Raw genomic sequence first — 15,624 nt, forward strand, 5'->3', positions numbered from 1 at the left:
CGATACAGCAGTCGATACAACAGTCGATACAGCAGCAGATACCTCCGTCGAAGCGGCGCCGAAACACGCCGCACCAATCGGGTCCTTCACGTTTGTGGTGGTCTCTAATCGCCTTCCCGTGGATTTCGACGAAGCCGACGATGGCAGTGCGATCTGGCGTACCTCACCCGGTGGGCTCGTCACCGCACTCGAGCCGCTCATGCGGACGTCGGGTGGAGTCTGGGTGGGCTGGCCCGGCGTTGCCGACCGTGATTTTGAGCCGTTTGAGAACGACGGCATCTCCCTCGTGCCCGTGCGCCTGAGCGCTCAGGAGCTGGCGGACTACTACGAGGGATTCTCCAACGACACCCTGTGGCCGCTCTATCACGACGTGATTGCACCACCGAGCTTTCACCGCGAAACGTGGGACGCCTACGTGGCCGTCAACCGCCGCTTTGCCGACGCCGCCATGGCCTCCGCCGCGGAGGGTGCCACCGTGTGGGTGCATGACTATCAGCTGCAACTCGTGCCACGGATGCTGCGCGATGCACGTCCCGACCTCGTCATCGGTTTCTTCAACCACATTCCATTTCCGCCATACGGCATCTATGACCAGCTGCCCTGGCGCAAACAGATCCTGCATGGCCTCCTCGGAGCCGATGTCATTGGATTTCAGCGCGTGTCCGACGCGAGCAACTTCTCTCGAGCCGTGCGCCGACTCTACGGTTATGCCACCCGCGGTGTCGTCATCGACGTACCCACCGAAACGGGGGCAACCCGACGCGTGGTCGCTAAACACTTCCCCATTTCCATCGACTCGGCCGGGTATGAAGAGATTGCCCGCCGCCCGGAAGTGCAGGCCCGAGCACGCGAGATCCGCGAAGGTCTCGGCAACCCGAAGACCGTGATGCTCGGAGTCGATCGCCTCGACTACACCAAGGGCATCGGGCACCGCATCAAGGCCTTCGGCGAACTGCTCGCGGATGGGCGTCTGAGCGTCGAAGACGTGACCCTCGTGCAGATCGCCAGCCCGTCCCGCGAACAGGTGGGCAGCTACATGGCACTGCGCGATGAAATTGAACTGGCCGTCGGTCGACTCAATGGTGACTTCTCCACCATCAGCCACACCGCCATCAGCTACCACCACCATGGGTATCCGCGAGAAGAAATGGTGGCCATGTATCTGGCGGCCGACGTGATGCTAGTCACCGCACTGCGGGACGGCATGAACCTCGTGGCCAAGGAGTACGTGGCCGTGCGCTTTGACTCCGACGGCGTTCTCGTACTGAGCGAATTCGCCGGAGCCGCCGACGAACTCAAGCAGGCTATTCTCATCAACCCGCACGACATCGAGGGCACCAAGGACGCGATCGTTCGCGCCGTCGAGATGCCGCGTCGAGACCGAATGAGGCGGATGCGTGCCCTCCGTCGCAAGGTGTTCGACAAGGACGTCGCGGCCTGGTCGGCATCTTTCCTCAGCGCCCTGACCGGGGGAGCAGCGGTGAAAGCCGGAATCTCGAGCGAACTCAACGCCGCTCTCAGCGAGGTGGCGGCAGCCGAGACGCTGCTTGTGGCCCTCGACTTCGATGGCACCCTGGCCCCGCACGTCGATCAGCCCGAAGAGGCCCGCGCGGTGCAGGGAACACATGAAGCCGTGCAGCGACTGCTCGACATGCCAGGTGTGCGTGTGGCGTTCGTGTCGGGACGCGCGCTCGTGAGTCTGCAGCACGTTGCTCAGCCGCAGCCCAACGTTCTGCTCACCGGCTCGCACGGTATCGAGATGAAACTGGACAGTCCCGAGATCGAACTGAACCTGGTGGGGGCAGAACTCGAGCAACTTGACACGCTTGCCCGCGTGCTCACCACCATCTCCGGCTCGGTCGCCGGCTCCACCATTGAACGCAAACCGGCCGGCATGGCCCTGCACACCCGACTCTCCGCACCGGACGACGCCGAACGCGCCCACAACGAAGCTCGCCGGGTGCTGGGTGATGAGCTACCGGGCCTCACGGTGCGCGAAGGCAAGAATGTGCTCGAATTCTCGGTGCGCTCCCGCACCAAGGGAGATGCCCTGCAGCTGCTTCGTGCCCACACGGGGGCGGACCGCGTGCTTTACGCCGGTGATGATGTGACCGACGAAGACGCTTTCGCGGTGCTGGGCGGCACGGATGTGGGCGTGAAAATTGGCCCGGGACCCACACTCGCGGCCTACCGCGTGCGCAGTCCCACAGAGGTTACCCAGCTGATCACTCGGCTGGCCGATGTGAGGGCCGCACTGAAACGGTGACCCCCCTAGACGTTCTAGACTCTGAGCATGCCTGAGATCGATATGAAGCCCCGCAGTCGCGACGTCACCGATGGAATCGAAGCCACCACCTCGCGCGGAATGCTGCGCGCCGTGGGCATGGGAGACGCTGACTGGGACAAACCTCAGATCGGTATTGCGAGCTCGTGGAACGAGATTACGCCGTGCAACCTTTCCCTCGACCGCCTTGCTCAGGCGGCCAAGGAGGGCGTGCACTCCGGAGGCGGCTATCCGCTGCAATTCGGCACGATTTCCGTCTCCGACGGCATCTCCATGGGTCACGAGGGAATGCACTTCTCCCTCGTCTCCCGTGAGGTCATTGCCGACTCGGTTGAGGTTGTGATGCAGGCCGAGCGCCTCGACGGCTCCGTGCTGCTGGCCGGGTGCGACAAGTCTCTCCCCGGCATGCTGATGGCTGCCGCCCGCCTCGATCTCGCCAGCGTCTTCCTCTACGCCGGCTCCATCGCACCGGGCTGGGTCAAGCTGTCCGATGGCACCGAAAAAGACATCACCATCATCGACTCCTTCGAAGCCGTGGGTGCCGTGAAGGCGGGCCGCATGAGCGTCGAAGATGCCAAGCGCATCGAGTGTGCTTTTGCCCCCGGCGAGGGTGCCTGCGGTGGCATGTACACCGCCAACACCATGGCCAGCGTTGCCGAAGCACTCGGCATGAGCCTGCCGGGCTCCGCGTCACCCGCCTCCGCCGACCGCCGCCGCGACTACTTCGCGCACCGGTCCGGCGAAGCCGTTGTCAACATGCTGCGCCTCGGCATCACTGCTCGGGACATCCTCACCCGCAAGGCCTTCGAAAACGCCATTGCCGTGGCCATGGCTTTCGGTGGATCCACCAACGTGGTGCTGCACCTTCTCGCTATCGCACGCGAGGCCGAGGTTGAACTCACCCTCGACGACTTCAACCGCATCGGCGACAAGGTTCCGCACATTGGTGACCTGAAGCCGTTCGGCAAGTACGTCATGAACGATGTTGACCGTCAGGGTGGCGTTCCCGCCGTCATGCGAGCGCTCCTCGAAGCGGGCCTCCTGCACGGCGACTGCCTCACCGTGACCGGCAAGACCGTAGCCGAAAACCTCGCCGAGATTGACCCGCCCGCCCTCGACGGCGAGGTGCTGCGCACCCTCGACAACCCCATTCACAAGAGCGGTGGAATCACCATTCTCAAGGGTTCGTTTGCACCGGAAGGGGCCGTCGTGAAGACCGCCGGCTTCGACGCATCCGTGTTCGAAGGTCCGGCACGAGTGTTCGAACGCGAACGCGCCGCCATGGACGCCCTCACCGAGGGAAAAATCTACAAGGGTGACGTTGTCATCATCCGCTATGAGGGCCCGAAAGGGGGGCCCGGAATGCGCGAGATGCTCTCCATTACGGCGGCCATCAAGGGCGCGGGGCTCGGCGCAGATGTACTACTGTTAACAGATGGTCGATTCTCAGGCGGCACAACCGGACTGTGCATCGGCCATATAGCACCCGAGGCAGTGGACGCTGGTCCAATTGCATTCGTGCGCGATGGTGATCTGATACGGGTCGATATCGCAGCTCGCTCACTCGACTTACTTGTTGATGTTGCCGAGCTCGACGCTCGCCGCGACGGCTGGACTCCACTTCCCGCCCGCTACACTCGCGGCGTTCTCGCCAAGTACTCAAAGCTGGTCCATTCCGCTGCTGAAGGCGCAATCACCGGCTAATCAGATTCTCCACTCGTTACCGACTTAGGGACTCGACTTCTTATGACCACGGAATCTTTGCCCGTGCCCACACCCTCTGCCCCCCTCACAAACGCTGGAAGCACCGAGCCGGCCAGCACCGAACCGGAGATGCTCACCGGCTCCGGCGCCATCATCCGCTCGCTCGAACTGCTCGGCGTGACCGACGTCTTCGGAATTCCCGGCGGCGCCGTGATCCCGCTGTATGACGAGCTCATGAGTCAGACCAAGATCCGCCATATTCTGGTGCGCCACGAGCAGGGTGCCGGTCACGCAGCCCAGGGCTACGCTTCCTCCACCGGACGCGTGGGTGTTGCCATCGCCACCTCAGGTCCGGGAGCAACCAACCTCGTGACCGCCATCGCCGATGCCTACATGGACTCGGTGCCGATCCTCTGCATCACCGGTCAGGTGTTCTCCACTTCGATGGGAACGGATGCCTTCCAGGAGGCCGACATCGTGGGAATCACGATGCCGATCACCAAGCACTCGTTCCTCGCTCGCACCGCCGAGGAGATTCCGGCAGCCATCGCATCGGCGTACCACATTGCCTCGACCGGACGCCCGGGCCCCGTGCTCGTGGATATCACCAAGGATGCCCAGCAGAACAAGGCACCGTTCATCTGGCCGCCCAAGCTGGACCTTCCGGGCTACCGTCCCATCACGAAGGCCCACGGCAAGCAGGTTCAGGCAGCCGCAGCGCTGCTCGTATCCGCTGCCAAGCCCGTTCTCTACGTGGGTGGCGGCGTCATTCGCGCCCGGGCATCCGCTGAACTGCTCGCTCTTGCCGAGACGACCGGAGCCCCGGTGGTCACGACCCTCATGGCCCGCGGCGCGTTCCCCGACTCCCACAAGCAGCACCTGGGTATGCCCGGCATGCACGGCACGGTTCCGGCCGTTCTTGCACTGCAGGAAGCCGACCTCATCATCTCGCTCGGTGCGCGCTTTGATGACCGGGTGACCGGCAAGATCTCCGAGTTCGCGCCCAACGCGAAAATCGTGCACGTTGACGTTGACCCGGCAGAGATCTCGAAGATCCGCATGGCCGATGTCCCCATCGTTGGCGATGCCAAGGATGTCATCGCCGACCTCACCGTTGCCTTCACCGAGGCAGCGGTCGGGACCGAGCGCAACACCAGCGAGTGGTGGACGTATCTGAATGGCCTGCGCGAGGAATTCCCGCTCGGTTATTCCGAACCGGCCGATGGTCTGCTCTCCCCACAGTTCGTGATCAAGCGCATCGGTGAGATCACTGGACCGGAGGCTGTCTATGCCGCCGGTGTGGGACAGCACCAGATGTGGGCCGCGCAGTACATCAAGTACGAGCGACCCAACGCCTGGCTCAACTCCGGAGGAGCGGGCACCATGGGTTACTCGGTGCCCGCCGCCATGGGCGCCAAGGTTGCCAACCCCGACCGCGTGGTCTGGTCGATTGACGGTGACGGCTGCTTCCAGATGACCAATCAGGAGCTCGCCACCTGCACGATCAACAACATTCCGATCAAGGTTGCGATCATCAACAACTCGTCGCTCGGAATGGTGCGCCAGTGGCAGTCGCTGTTCTACGACGGTCGCCACTCCTTCACTGACCTCAACACGGGACACGGCACTGCGATGGTGCCCGACTTCGTGAAGATGGCCGACGCATATGGTGCCCTCGGCATCCGCGTCACGAGCGCTGACCAGGTTGACGACGCGATCAAGCTGGCTCTGGCAACCAACGACCGCCCCGTGGTCATTGACTTCGTGGTGAGCCGTGACGCAATGGTGTGGCCGATGGTGCCGCAGGGCGTGAGCAACAGCTACGTTCAGTACGCCAAAGAGCACGCACCAACCTGGGGAGACGAATAATATGACGGTTCATATTCTGAGTCTTCTGGTGGAAGACAAACCTGGCCTGCTCACGCGTGTGGCCGGCCTGTTTGCTCGACGCGGCTTCAACATTGAGAGCCTCGCCGTGGGGCACAGCGAGATCAAGGGGCTGTCACGCATCACGATTGCCGTGGATGTCGAAGAAGTGCCGCTGGAACAGGTGACGAAGCAGCTCAACAAGCTGATCAACGTGATCAAGATTGTGGAACTCGACTATGCCCAGTCGGTGCAGCGCGAACATCTGCTTATTAAGGTGCGCGTCGACAACGTCACCCGCTCGCAGGTGCTCGAGGCCGTCACGCTGTTCCGGGCCCGCGTTGTTGATGTCTCCACGGACGCTATCGTGATCGAGGTCACCGGAGACTCCGGCAAAACTCAGGCTCTGCTTCGGGTGCTCGAGCCCTACGGTATTCGCGAACTGGCGCAGTCAGGCCTGCTCGCTATCGGCCGTGGCTCGAAGTCCATCACCGAACGAGTCTTCAAAAACTAACCACACCGTGGGTCTCGACAAGCTCGACCGCCGAGCCTCGCCTGTCGAGACCGCAACAACAAGGAGAGAAACACATTGTCTGAGATTTACTACGACAAAGACGCCGACCTGTCGATCATTCAGGGCAAGAAGGTAGCCGTCATCGGCTACGGCTCGCAGGGTCACGCCCACGCGCAGAACCTGCGCGACTCGGGTGTTGAGGTCGTTGTCGGCCTCAAGGAGGGCTCGAAGTCGATCGCCAAGGCGGAAGAGGCCGGCTTCAAGGTTCTCACCACCAGCGACGCCGCAGCCTGGGCCGACGTCATCGTGATCCTCGCACCCGACCAGGTGCAGCGTCACCTCTACGCCGCCGACGTTCTGCCGAACCTCGCCGAGGGCAAGGCTCTCGTCTTCGGACACGGGTTCAACATCCGCTTCGGTTACATTTCAGCGCCCGAGGGCGTCGACGTGGTCATGGTCGCCCCCAAGGGACCGGGCCACACCGTGCGTCGCGAGTTCGAAGCTGGTCGCGGCGTTCCCGTGATCGTGGCCGTGGAGAAGGACGCCTCCGGCACCGCCTGGCCCCTCACGCTCAGCTACGCCAAGGCAATCGGTGGCCTGCGTGCCGCCGGCATCAAGACCACCTTCACCGAAGAGACCGAGACCGACCTCTTCGGCGAGCAGGCTGTTCTCTGTGGTGGCACGTCGCAGCTCATCCAGTACGGCTTCGAGGTTCTCACCGAAGCTGGGTACCAGCCGCAGGTGGCCTACTTCGAGGTTCTGCACGAGCTCAAGCTCATCGTTGACCTCATGTGGGAGGGTGGCATCGCCAAGCAGCGTTGGAGCGTCTCCGACACCGCCGAGTACGGAGACTACGTCTCCGGCCCGCGTGTCATCGACCCGAGCGTCAAGGAGAACATGAAGGCCGTTCTCGCCGACATTCAGAGCGGCGCGTTCGCCGAGCGTTTCATCAAGGACCAGGACGCCGGAGCACCGGAGTTCCTTGCACTGCGCAAGAAGGGCGAAGAGCACCCGATCGAGGCCACCGGCCGCAGCCTGCGCAAGCTCTTCTCGTGGAACGCGTCGAACGACGACGACTACGTGGACGGCGAAGCCGCGCGCTAACACTGCTCGGCGAACGGGGTCCCTCCACTGGAGGGGCCCCGTTTTGTGTGTCTGCTGGTGGTGCCGTGCGTCGCTCGAGACCCAGCGGGTGTGGACGCCCGTGCGCTGGTCGGCCCGACCAGCGTGTGCGCAGCGCGAGGTGTCACATAATGCCCCATGACCTCGACGAGATGCCAATAGTTGCCCCTTGAACCGCCGCGAAGGGGCCATATGTGACATCTCGCCCGCGCAGGCCACTGCTGAAGGGGCCATATGTGACGTCTCGCCCACGCCGTGTGGACTCAAGGGGCGATATGTGACGTCTCGCGGGCACGTGCCTCGTTCTCATGGGGCTATTGGTGGCATCTCGCGTGGCACCCTCGTCCTTGTGGGGCTAAGTGTGACGTCTCGCGGGCATGCGCCTCAACGAGATGCCAATGGTTGCCCCTTGAGCCGCAGCGAAGGGGCGATATGTGTCGTCTCGCGTGGCTGCCTCGTTCTCATAGGGCGATTGGTGGCATCTCGGGTGGCACCCTCGGCTTATGGGGCGATTTGTGTCGTCTCGCGAAGCGTCCCCGTGGTGAGGGGGCACGAGGGGACACACTGCGGTGGCACGTCCGGGGAGGAGACCGAGTACGCCCCTCAGGACAGCCCTGCGCGCTCAGGTCAGCGACGCCCGGCACGTGGGAGACGCGGCCGCGGGCGGCGCTAGCATGGACGTATGCCGCTAACGGATCCGCTCGCGCTGCGCCGGGCATCCGCTTTGGTGGCCATGATCGGTGTCGTGCTCTACGTGCTCATCGACGTGGTGTTGCAGCTGCTGCCGCCGCACTATAGCCCGATCAGCGAGGCGGAGAGCAACCTAGCCGTGGGACCGTATGGCTGGGTGATGAATCTGAACTTCCTCGGCCGCGCGGTGTTCTGCGTGGCCATTGTGGTCGCCGTCCACCTGACGGGGCTTCCCTCGCGGCGCAAGACCGCTGGGCTCGTGCTGCTACTGGTTGGTGGGGTGTCCTCGGCGGTGCTGGCGTTCTTCCCCACGGATGTCGGTATCGCCGTGTCCTCGACGCTGCAGACCCAGACTCCGGTCGGGCAGGTGCACCTCATCGCGGCCACCACCGGTTTCATCGCGGCGCTCTTGGCGCTGCTGCTCCTGACCAGCTGGCTGCATGGCTGCGACGTACTCCGCCACAGTCGAGGCTGGGCGACCCTCTTCGTCGGGCTCGGGATTGCGGGCGTGCTGGGCATCGTGGCGTCGGCCACCGTGCTGCCGGGCTATCTCGGCCTGGTCGAACGGGTGTGCCTGCTCGGCATCCTCGGCTGGGTTTTTGCGGTGGGGGACGGTATCCGCCGGCTGCGCTGAAGCAGGGAGCCGGCAGCAATTCTCATGCTTGCACCGGGACCACCGCAGTAACGGCCCCGAGCATGAACTGAGCAGATGATGGCCCTGGGTCGGCAGGCGCATGGCAGCGCTGGCGGCGGCTTATTCGGTGACTGTGCCGGACCCACCGCCGGTGGTTCGTCGACGGCAGGCGAGGACGGTGCGACCGCCGACACCGGTCAGTCCGTGGAACGCGGGGAACACCGTCGATCCTGCCGACCCGAACCCCGCTGGCCCGAACCCGGCCGAGCATCCGACCCCGGGCTGCTCGACGGACCCCGGCGAACGGTACACCCGCTCGAAGCCGCCGTGGACGCGGCCGTGCGCGACATCATGACCTTCCGCCAGCAGCATCCGGATGCGGCTCTCGATCAGGCCGCCGACCTGAGATCCTGGGCGAAGTTTTCTGTATATGCCGCGCGATTGCCGGGCACACTCGCCACCGCGAGCGATGCCCTCGGACCCTGTCCAGGCGCAGTAACGGCGCAGTAACGCCGCAGTAACGCCGCCGGGTGTTCACTGTCGCGATGACTGCGAAGTATGGTCGCAACGCGCTGGTGTTGGTCGGCACAGTGGGCATGTGCGCCGTGGTGATGATGCTCCTGTCGTCCTGTGCCCTCAGCGCCGGCGACAGCAGCAGCGACGGAAGCAGCAGCGACGGCACCGGCGACAGCAGCAGCGTGGCGCCACTGCCGGGTCCGGTGAGCCCCGATGACCCGCAACCGGATGCCCAGGCGGCCCCCGACTGGCTGCCCATCGGCCCCGCGGCACCCAACGACCCACCGCCCGACATGTGGTACTCGGCGCTGCAAACCGCGGACTGCCAGCGACTGAATGACAGCAATTCCGCGTCGTCACCACTGTGGACCGCTGCCGCGACCCTGTGCGACGCCGTGGTTAACGAGAGCGCCAACGCGTGGGCAACGGGCGCGGAGCAGCTTGGTGTGGTCTCGCGCCCACCGGCATCGGATTGCCTCGAACGCACCGCCTTTGACACCCTCACCGCATTCGTTGCCTACCGGCAGCAGAATCCGAACACGCCCATCACCCTCGCCGCGCCATCAACCCCCGCGTGTGCCCTCGAGCTCACCGGAGTGTCGACCCGGAGTGATGTCGTGGCCGACAGCAACCCGGTGTGTGTGAGCGGGGGAGCCCGCATCCGCTTGGTGGGGCGCTTTGTGTCCGTTACCGAGGTGGGCGTGGGCTCAATCCGCGTGCCAGCCGAGATGACAGACGAGAACACCGTGGTGTTCACCGCTCCGGCAGCGGATGCCCCGGGCAGCGCCACCGTGACGGCGTACGACGCCTCGGGCACGCTCCCGGGGTCGGCGACCCTGCAGTACACCAGCGACTCCGCCCAAGCCGTTGACGGTCCCTGCGGAGCTGCCGGTGCCTAAGCGTGGGAGCGCAGCTTCCCGAGGGGACGCCCGTGACGTCGGTGCCCGTGGCGTCGCTGCACGTGGCATCGGTGCAGCGGCGCTCCCGGTGCCGGACGCGGCCCCCACGCCGAACGGCGGACCGCCCCCGCAGCCACCCATGGCGCGTGCGGTGGCGGTTGTGCTGGCCATTGGACCACCGGTCACCCTCATCACGGCCCTGCTGTTCTACTTCGGCTGGGCGCGCGCCGACGCCCAGGCCAAAGCCATGGGGCTTGATGTGAGTCTGTTCGGCTACACGAGCCAGGACTACATTCTGCGCAGCGTGACCTCGCTGTTTCTGCCGCTCGTGGGCCTGCTCGTGGTGTCCATGGTGGTCGTGTCGGCGGACCGAGCCCTGCATGCCCGGGTCGATGCGGGCCGCGGAAGCGCCGCGATCGCCCGGGCAACCCTCGTGGTCATCGTGGTGGGTGTCGTCGGCGTGGGCGCCATCGCCGTCGCGCTCGTGCTGCAACCGGGCGGCACGCGCATTGTGGGCCCCTACGTGCTGGCCGGGCTGGTGTGGCTGGTGGCGGCATCCGTTCGCCTGCGACGACATGCCCTCGGAGTGCTCACCGGTGTGCACCAACGCGCAGTCGACACGAGTCTGGTGATCGCCCTCATCACCCTGCTGCTGTTTTGGGGCACCACCGATTTCGCCCAAACGGTGGGGCGTGGCCTGGCCGCACACTATGAATCCTCGGTGCAGACGCTGCCGCACGCCGAGGTGGTGAGCGCCACTCGCATTGCCATGAATATCCCCAACGTGGTCGAAACCAGCGTGGGAACAGCGGATGCCCCGCTCTACGCCTACACGGGTCTGCGGCTTCTCGTGGTGAGCGGTGGACGCTTCTTTTTTCTCCATGACGGCTGGACTCTGGAAGACGGAACCGTGGTCGTGCTTCCCGACAACAACAGCGTGCGGGTGCAGTTCGGCAACTGACCGGGCAGCTCGTAAACTGCAGCGAGGCCCTAGGGTGAGGTAGAACGGCAGTCTATGCCGCTCTGCCTTACAACGACGTCAGGACCCCGCACATGAGCTCCCAGGGAAATTCCGGAGACGGCCTCGCCGTCGCCGATCCATCCGTCGCTGACGCGCCCCGACCCAAATGGAAGATCGTCGGACCGGGACTGGTGGTCGCGGCAACGGGTGTTGGCGCCGCCGATATGGTGGCTACCCTCGTAGCTGGTTCGCGGTTCGGATACGCCCTACTGTGGGCCGTGATCCTCGGCGTGCTCCTGAAGATCGTGCTCGTGGAAGGTGCCGGCCGGTATACCCTCGCCACCGGTAAGACCATCTTTGAGGGCTGGCGGTCACTCGGAAAGTGGACCACCTGGTACTTCGGTCCGTACATCATGCTATGGGGCTTCGTCTACGGTGCCACCGCCATGTCCAGCGCCGCGTTGCCGCTGGTGGCCCTGTTTCCGGTGTTTCCGCTGCACGTCTGGGCGATCCTGATGGGTCTCTCCGGCCTCACCATGGTGTGGTTTGGTCGCTACGCCATCTTCGAAAAGATCACCGCCGTGCTCGTGGGCATCATGTTCATCACCGTCGTGGGCCTGGCTGTCATTGCCGTGCCCGACTTTCCCGCCATGATCAGGGGACTGGTACCGATGATCCCCGACGGCGGTGTGCTGTACACGCTTGCACTGGCCGGGGGAGTCGGTGGAACCATCACCCTCGCCGCCTACGGCTACTGGCTGCGGGAGAAGGGATGGTCCACCCCGCGCTGGATGCGGGTGATGCGCATCGACAACCGCATGGCCTACGTGATGACCGGCATCTTCGTGATTGCCATGCTCGTGGTGGGTGCCGAAGTGGTCAGCGCTGCCGGCGTCACACTGAGCGCCGGCGACAAGGGCCTCGTCGACCTCTCCACCGTGCTCAACGAGAAGTACGGCGTTGTGGTGGGAACCGGGTTTCTGGTGGGCTTCTGGGCGGCATCCTTCTCGTCAATCATTGGCGTGTGGAATGGCGTGAGCCTCATGTTCGCCGATTTCTGGGGCAACATGCGCGGCAAAGAGTCCGGACACCCCGACACGATCGTGGGCGGCAAGTACTTCAAGTTCTACCTGTTGTGGCTCACCTTTCCTCCCATGATTCTGTTTCTGCTGGGCCAGCCGATTGGGTTGATCCTCGCCTACGGTGTTCTCGGCTCCCTGTTCATGCCCTTTCTGGCCGTCACCCTGCTCGGCCTGCTCAACGGCAAACACTTCCCGGCGGAGTGGAGAAACAAGCTCCCCACCAACATTGCGCTCGCCGTCTGTGCCCTGCTCTTCATCGTGCTCGGCGTTCAACAGCTGGTGACAGCGGTGAAACCCCTGTTCGGCTGAACCGGATATTCTGGAGACATGACTTCCAATCGGGACAACGATGCACTGAGCTGGGGCGGCGAGAACGACCCCACGCTCGATCAGGGGTCTGACGCCCTGGCGAGCAACACCCCGGGGAGCGACACCACGGCGTTGCCCGAAGGGTGGACCGTACCCGAGGGTGCATCGCCCACCGGCACGCCCCGACCCGTCAAGACGCAAACACCCGAACAAGCGGATGCCGCAAGCTCCGTCGCCCTCGTGGTGCTGGGTATTCTTGGCGGTTTTTACCTGCTGTACACGGTGGGCTGGTTCATTGGCGCATCACGCATTCCCAACCCGCTCACGAGCGACCCAGTGAGTGGATTCATGTTCTCGCTGGGAATCTGGCTGGCCGTAGCGGCACCGCTCCTCTGGTTTGCCGCCACCTTCTGGCTGACCGCCAGTCGGCCCCGCACGCGCCTCCTGCTTTTGGTGCTGGGCGTCATCGTTCTGGCACCTCTGCCCGTGATCTTTGGAGCGAGCGCATGACCGACCACACCAGCGACCCCGGCGTTGTCTCGGAGTCGAACACCGCGGCATCCGCTTCTCGTCGGCGCGCGCCCCGGTGGATCACGCTCACGCTCGCCATCATTTTTGGTCTCTTCTACGCCTACGACGTGTGGGAAGCCGTGGGCAACCTGGTGGGCGTCAGCCTGAACGCGCAGAGTCTTGACACCACTCTGAATGGGCTCGGCTGGACGGTGCTGATCTGGGGCATTGTGATGCCGGTCCTGGTCTTTGCGGCCGCTTTTTGGCTGGGACGCAGACGCTCCATCGCCGTGCAGGTGTTGCTCTACCTGGTGGGTCTCGCAACCGCGGCCGCTCTTGCACTGGATCTCTTCGTGCTGTTCAGTGTCGGTGGGTTGATCGTCTAGCTGGCCAGCGGCACGAGCCTTCTTCAGCGGTTCAGACGATCGCGAGCACGATCAGGGCCATGAGCACGAGCTGGGCCACCAGTCGCGGCAGCACCGGAAACGCCACCCAGCCGAAGCGCTTCTTGTGGGCGGCCGCGTACGCGTTCGCCGGAAAGATGGCGGCAAGAAAGACCACGAGAGCGATCCCGGCAGCCGCGCTGGTGGCGGGAACAAGCAGGCCGATTCCTCCGGCGATCTCGCACACGCCGGTGAAGATCACCAGATTACGGGGATTCGCAATCCCGTCGAAGCGCAGCTGCGGTGGAATCATGGCCGCCATTGTGCGCTGCACACCGCCCAGAAAATGGGTCGCGCCCGCACCGATGAAGATCACGGCAAGAACGATGCGCAGAGTGAGTTGGAGATCAAGAAACGTCATGGTGCTCATCTGCCTATTCTGCAGCCAGTAAACTGTCAGTGTTTGGCGCCATTGGTCGCGCCTGACGGTATATACGCACTCTACGCAATCTAAGGAACCGATTTAGTGTCGAAGCCAGTAGTTTTGATCGCCGAAGAACTGTCCCCCGCCACCGTCGATGCCCTTGGGCCAGACTTTGACATTCACCACGTTGATGGCACGGATCGCTCCGCCCTCTTCGCCGAGCTGGCCATCGCGCATGCGGTTCTGGTTCGCTCCGCCACCAAAATGGATGCCGAAGCCATCAAGGCCGCACCCCTCCTGAAGGTCATCGCCCGCGCCGGCGTGGGACTCGACAACGTGGACATCAAGGCCGCCACCGCAGCCGGCGTCATGGTGGTGAACGCACCCACCTCCAACATCATCTCGGCAGCCGAGCTCACGGTCGGCCACATTCTGAGCCTGGCCCGCCACATTCCGGCCGCGAGCGGCGCCCTGGCCGATGGCCAGTGGAAGCGTTCCAAGTACACCGGCGTCGAGCTCTACGAGAAGACCGTGGGCATCATCGGACTCGGCCGCATTGGCGCCCTGATCACCGCTCGCATGCAGGCCTTCGGCACAAACGTGATTGCCTACGACCCCTACATCACCTCGGCGCGTGCCCAGCAGCTGGGTGTCACCCCGGTCTCCCTCGAAGAACTGCTGGAGCGCTCGGACTTCGTCACGATTCACATGCCCAAGACCCCCGAGACCACGGGCATGATCGGTGCAGAGCAGTTCAAGCTGATGAAGCCGACCGCGTTTGTGATCAACGTGGCTCGCGGTGGACTCATCGACGAAGACGCGCTCTACGACGCATTGACCGCGGGAACCATCGCCGGAGCCGGCCTCGACGTCTTTGTGAACGAGCCACCGACGGGTTCACGCCTGCTCGGCCTCGAAAACCTCATCACCACTCCGCACCTCGGCGCCTCCACCGATGAGGCCCAGGAGAAGGCCGGCGTCTCGGTAGCCAAGTCCGTGCGCCTTGCCCTGTCCGGCGAACTCGTACCGGATGCCGTGAACGTGGCCGGTGGAGTCATTGACCCCTACGTGCGTCCCGGTATCCCGCTCGTCGAGAAGCTCGGCCAGGTGTTCTCCGGACTTGCCGGCCACAGCCCGCTCACGAGTGTCGACATCGAGGTTCGCGGTGAACTGGTGGAGTACGACGTGAGCGTTCTTCGACTCGCAGCGCTCAAGGGAATCTTCACGAACGTGGTGAGCGAGACCGTGTCCTACGTGAACGCACCGCTGCTCGCCGAACAGCGCGGTGTCGCGGTTCGACTCATCACCGACGCGGAATCGCCCGAATACCGCAACGTCATCACCCTCCGCGGTGCGCTCGCCGACGGCTCGCAGGTCTCCGTCTCCGGAACCCTCACGGGTACCAAGCAGATCGAGAAGATCGTCGAAATCAACGGGTACGACGTGGAGGTTCCGTTCGCGAAGAACCTGATCGTGATGATCTACACCGACCGCCCCGGAATTGTTGCCGTCTACGGCCGCGAATTCGGTGAGGCCCAGATCAACATTGCCGGAATGCAGATTGCCCGGCACGAAGCCGGCGGCAAGGCGCTGAGCGTGCTCACCGTTGACTCCGAGGTTCCGGCGGGCCTTCTCGCATCCGTTCGCACATCGATCTCGGCCGAGATGATGGTGGAGATCGACCTCACCGAGTAGCTCGACGTCACTGGTAGCAGCTGCGCGAAAC

14 protein-coding genes are annotated in these 15,624 nt (G+C 64.2%); 13 read left to right on the forward strand and 1 reads right to left on the reverse strand.

All coding sequences use genetic code 11. The annotated features are described in order from the left end of the window. Window positions 1-76: 76 nt before the first annotated feature. The 12 genes from H4V99_RS05565 to H4V99_RS05620 all read left to right on the forward strand — a co-directional run bounded on the left by H4V99_RS05565 (window position 77) and on the right by H4V99_RS05620 (window position 13,477). Complete coding sequence (locus H4V99_RS05565; protein WP_280679966.1) at window positions 77-2,266, forward strand: bifunctional alpha,alpha-trehalose-phosphate synthase (UDP-forming)/trehalose-phosphatase; 2,190 nt, start codon at window positions 77-79, stop codon at window positions 2,264-2,266. Between the two features lie 27 nt (window positions 2,267-2,293). Next, window positions 2,294-3,988, forward strand: coding sequence for a dihydroxy-acid dehydratase (ilvD, locus tag H4V99_RS05570; protein ID WP_280676253.1), 1,695 nt, complete (start codon window positions 2,294-2,296; stop codon window positions 3,986-3,988). Between the two features lie 42 nt (window positions 3,989-4,030). Then, a complete protein-coding gene (locus tag H4V99_RS05575; RefSeq protein WP_280676254.1) occupies window positions 4,031-5,857 on the forward strand; it encodes an acetolactate synthase large subunit in 1,827 nt (608 codons plus the stop codon). Between the two features lies 1 nt (window position 5,858). Further along, window positions 5,859-6,368: an acetolactate synthase small subunit gene (gene ilvN / locus H4V99_RS05580; RefSeq protein WP_280676256.1), complete on the forward strand. Its 510-nt coding sequence runs from the start codon at window positions 5,859-5,861 to the stop codon at window positions 6,366-6,368. 75 nt (window positions 6,369-6,443) lie between these two features. Further along, window positions 6,444-7,472, forward strand: a complete 1,029-nt coding sequence (gene ilvC / locus H4V99_RS05585) for a ketol-acid reductoisomerase (RefSeq protein ID WP_280676258.1) — start codon at window positions 6,444-6,446, stop codon at window positions 7,470-7,472. A 700-nt stretch (window positions 7,473-8,172) separates the two neighbouring features. Further along, window positions 8,173-8,814, forward strand: a complete 642-nt coding sequence (locus H4V99_RS05590) for a DUF998 domain-containing protein (protein WP_280676260.1) — start codon at window positions 8,173-8,175, stop codon at window positions 8,812-8,814. A gap of 75 nt (window positions 8,815-8,889) precedes the next feature. After that, complete coding sequence (locus H4V99_RS05595; RefSeq protein ID WP_280676262.1) at window positions 8,890-9,324, forward strand: hypothetical protein; 435 nt, start codon at window positions 8,890-8,892, stop codon at window positions 9,322-9,324. A 35-nt stretch (window positions 9,325-9,359) separates the two neighbouring features. Continuing rightward, on the forward strand, window positions 9,360-10,229 hold the full coding sequence (locus H4V99_RS05600) for a hypothetical protein (RefSeq protein WP_280676264.1): 870 nt from the start codon (window positions 9,360-9,362) through the stop codon (window positions 10,227-10,229). Next, window positions 10,222-11,190 (forward strand): hypothetical protein, encoded by a 969-nt coding sequence (locus H4V99_RS05605; RefSeq protein WP_280676266.1) that lies wholly within the window; start codon window positions 10,222-10,224, stop codon window positions 11,188-11,190. Before H4V99_RS05600 ends, H4V99_RS05605 begins: the two co-directional genes overlap by 8 nt. A gap of 92 nt (window positions 11,191-11,282) precedes the next feature. Next, window positions 11,283-12,581, forward strand: coding sequence for an Nramp family divalent metal transporter (locus H4V99_RS05610; protein WP_280676267.1), 1,299 nt, complete (start codon window positions 11,283-11,285; stop codon window positions 12,579-12,581). Between the two features lie 18 nt (window positions 12,582-12,599). Continuing rightward, window positions 12,600-13,091 carry a DNA polymerase III subunit gamma/tau gene (locus H4V99_RS05615; protein ID WP_280676269.1) on the forward strand — a complete coding sequence of 164 codons (492 nt, stop codon included), beginning with the start codon at window positions 12,600-12,602 and terminating at the stop codon, window positions 13,089-13,091. Beyond that, a complete protein-coding gene (locus tag H4V99_RS05620; RefSeq protein WP_280676270.1) occupies window positions 13,088-13,477 on the forward strand; it encodes a hypothetical protein in 390 nt (129 codons plus the stop codon). The genes H4V99_RS05615 and H4V99_RS05620 overlap by 4 nt, the downstream gene beginning before the upstream one ends. Before the next feature lie 31 nt (window positions 13,478-13,508). On the opposite strand, the gene H4V99_RS05625 is transcribed toward H4V99_RS05620, so the two are convergent. Next, window positions 13,509-13,904: a DoxX family membrane protein gene (locus H4V99_RS05625; protein ID WP_280676272.1), complete on the reverse strand. Its 396-nt coding sequence runs from the start codon at window positions 13,902-13,904 to the stop codon at window positions 13,509-13,511. A 96-nt stretch (window positions 13,905-14,000) separates the two neighbouring features. Here H4V99_RS05625 and serA point away from each other — a divergent pair, with 96 nt between their 5' ends. Beyond that, window positions 14,001-15,593, forward strand: a complete 1,593-nt coding sequence (gene serA, locus H4V99_RS05630) for a phosphoglycerate dehydrogenase (RefSeq protein WP_280676274.1) — start codon at window positions 14,001-14,003, stop codon at window positions 15,591-15,593. The last annotated feature ends 31 nt before the right edge of the window (window positions 15,594-15,624 follow it).

It is taken from the genome of Cryobacterium sp. CG_9.6 (genome assembly GCF_029893365.1).
Classification (GTDB): domain Bacteria; phylum Actinomycetota; class Actinomycetes; order Actinomycetales; family Microbacteriaceae; genus Cryobacterium.

Coding starts and splice junctions, on each gene's coding strand:
- ilvD (WP_280676253.1), top strand. CDS start 2,294: ATGCCTGAGATCGATATGAAGCCCCGCAGTCGCGACGTCACCGATGGA.
- H4V99_RS05575 (WP_280676254.1), top strand. CDS start 4,031: ATGACCACGGAATCTTTGCCCGTGCCCACACCCTCTGCCCCCCTCACA.
- ilvN (WP_280676256.1), top strand. CDS start 5,859: ATGACGGTTCATATTCTGAGTCTTCTGGTGGAAGACAAACCTGGCCTG.
- H4V99_RS05590 (WP_280676260.1), top strand. CDS start 8,173: ATGCCGCTAACGGATCCGCTCGCGCTGCGCCGGGCATCCGCTTTGGTG.
- H4V99_RS05595 (WP_280676262.1), top strand. CDS start 8,890: ATGATGGCCCTGGGTCGGCAGGCGCATGGCAGCGCTGGCGGCGGCTTA.
- H4V99_RS05600 (WP_280676264.1), top strand. CDS start 9,360: ATGACTGCGAAGTATGGTCGCAACGCGCTGGTGTTGGTCGGCACAGTG.
- H4V99_RS05610 (WP_280676267.1), top strand. CDS start 11,283: ATGAGCTCCCAGGGAAATTCCGGAGACGGCCTCGCCGTCGCCGATCCA.
- H4V99_RS05615 (WP_280676269.1), top strand. CDS start 12,600: ATGACTTCCAATCGGGACAACGATGCACTGAGCTGGGGCGGCGAGAAC.
- H4V99_RS05620 (WP_280676270.1), top strand. CDS start 13,088: ATGACCGACCACACCAGCGACCCCGGCGTTGTCTCGGAGTCGAACACC.
- H4V99_RS05625 (WP_280676272.1), bottom strand. CDS start 13,904: ATGAGCACCATGACGTTTCTTGATCTCCAACTCACTCTGCGCATCGTT.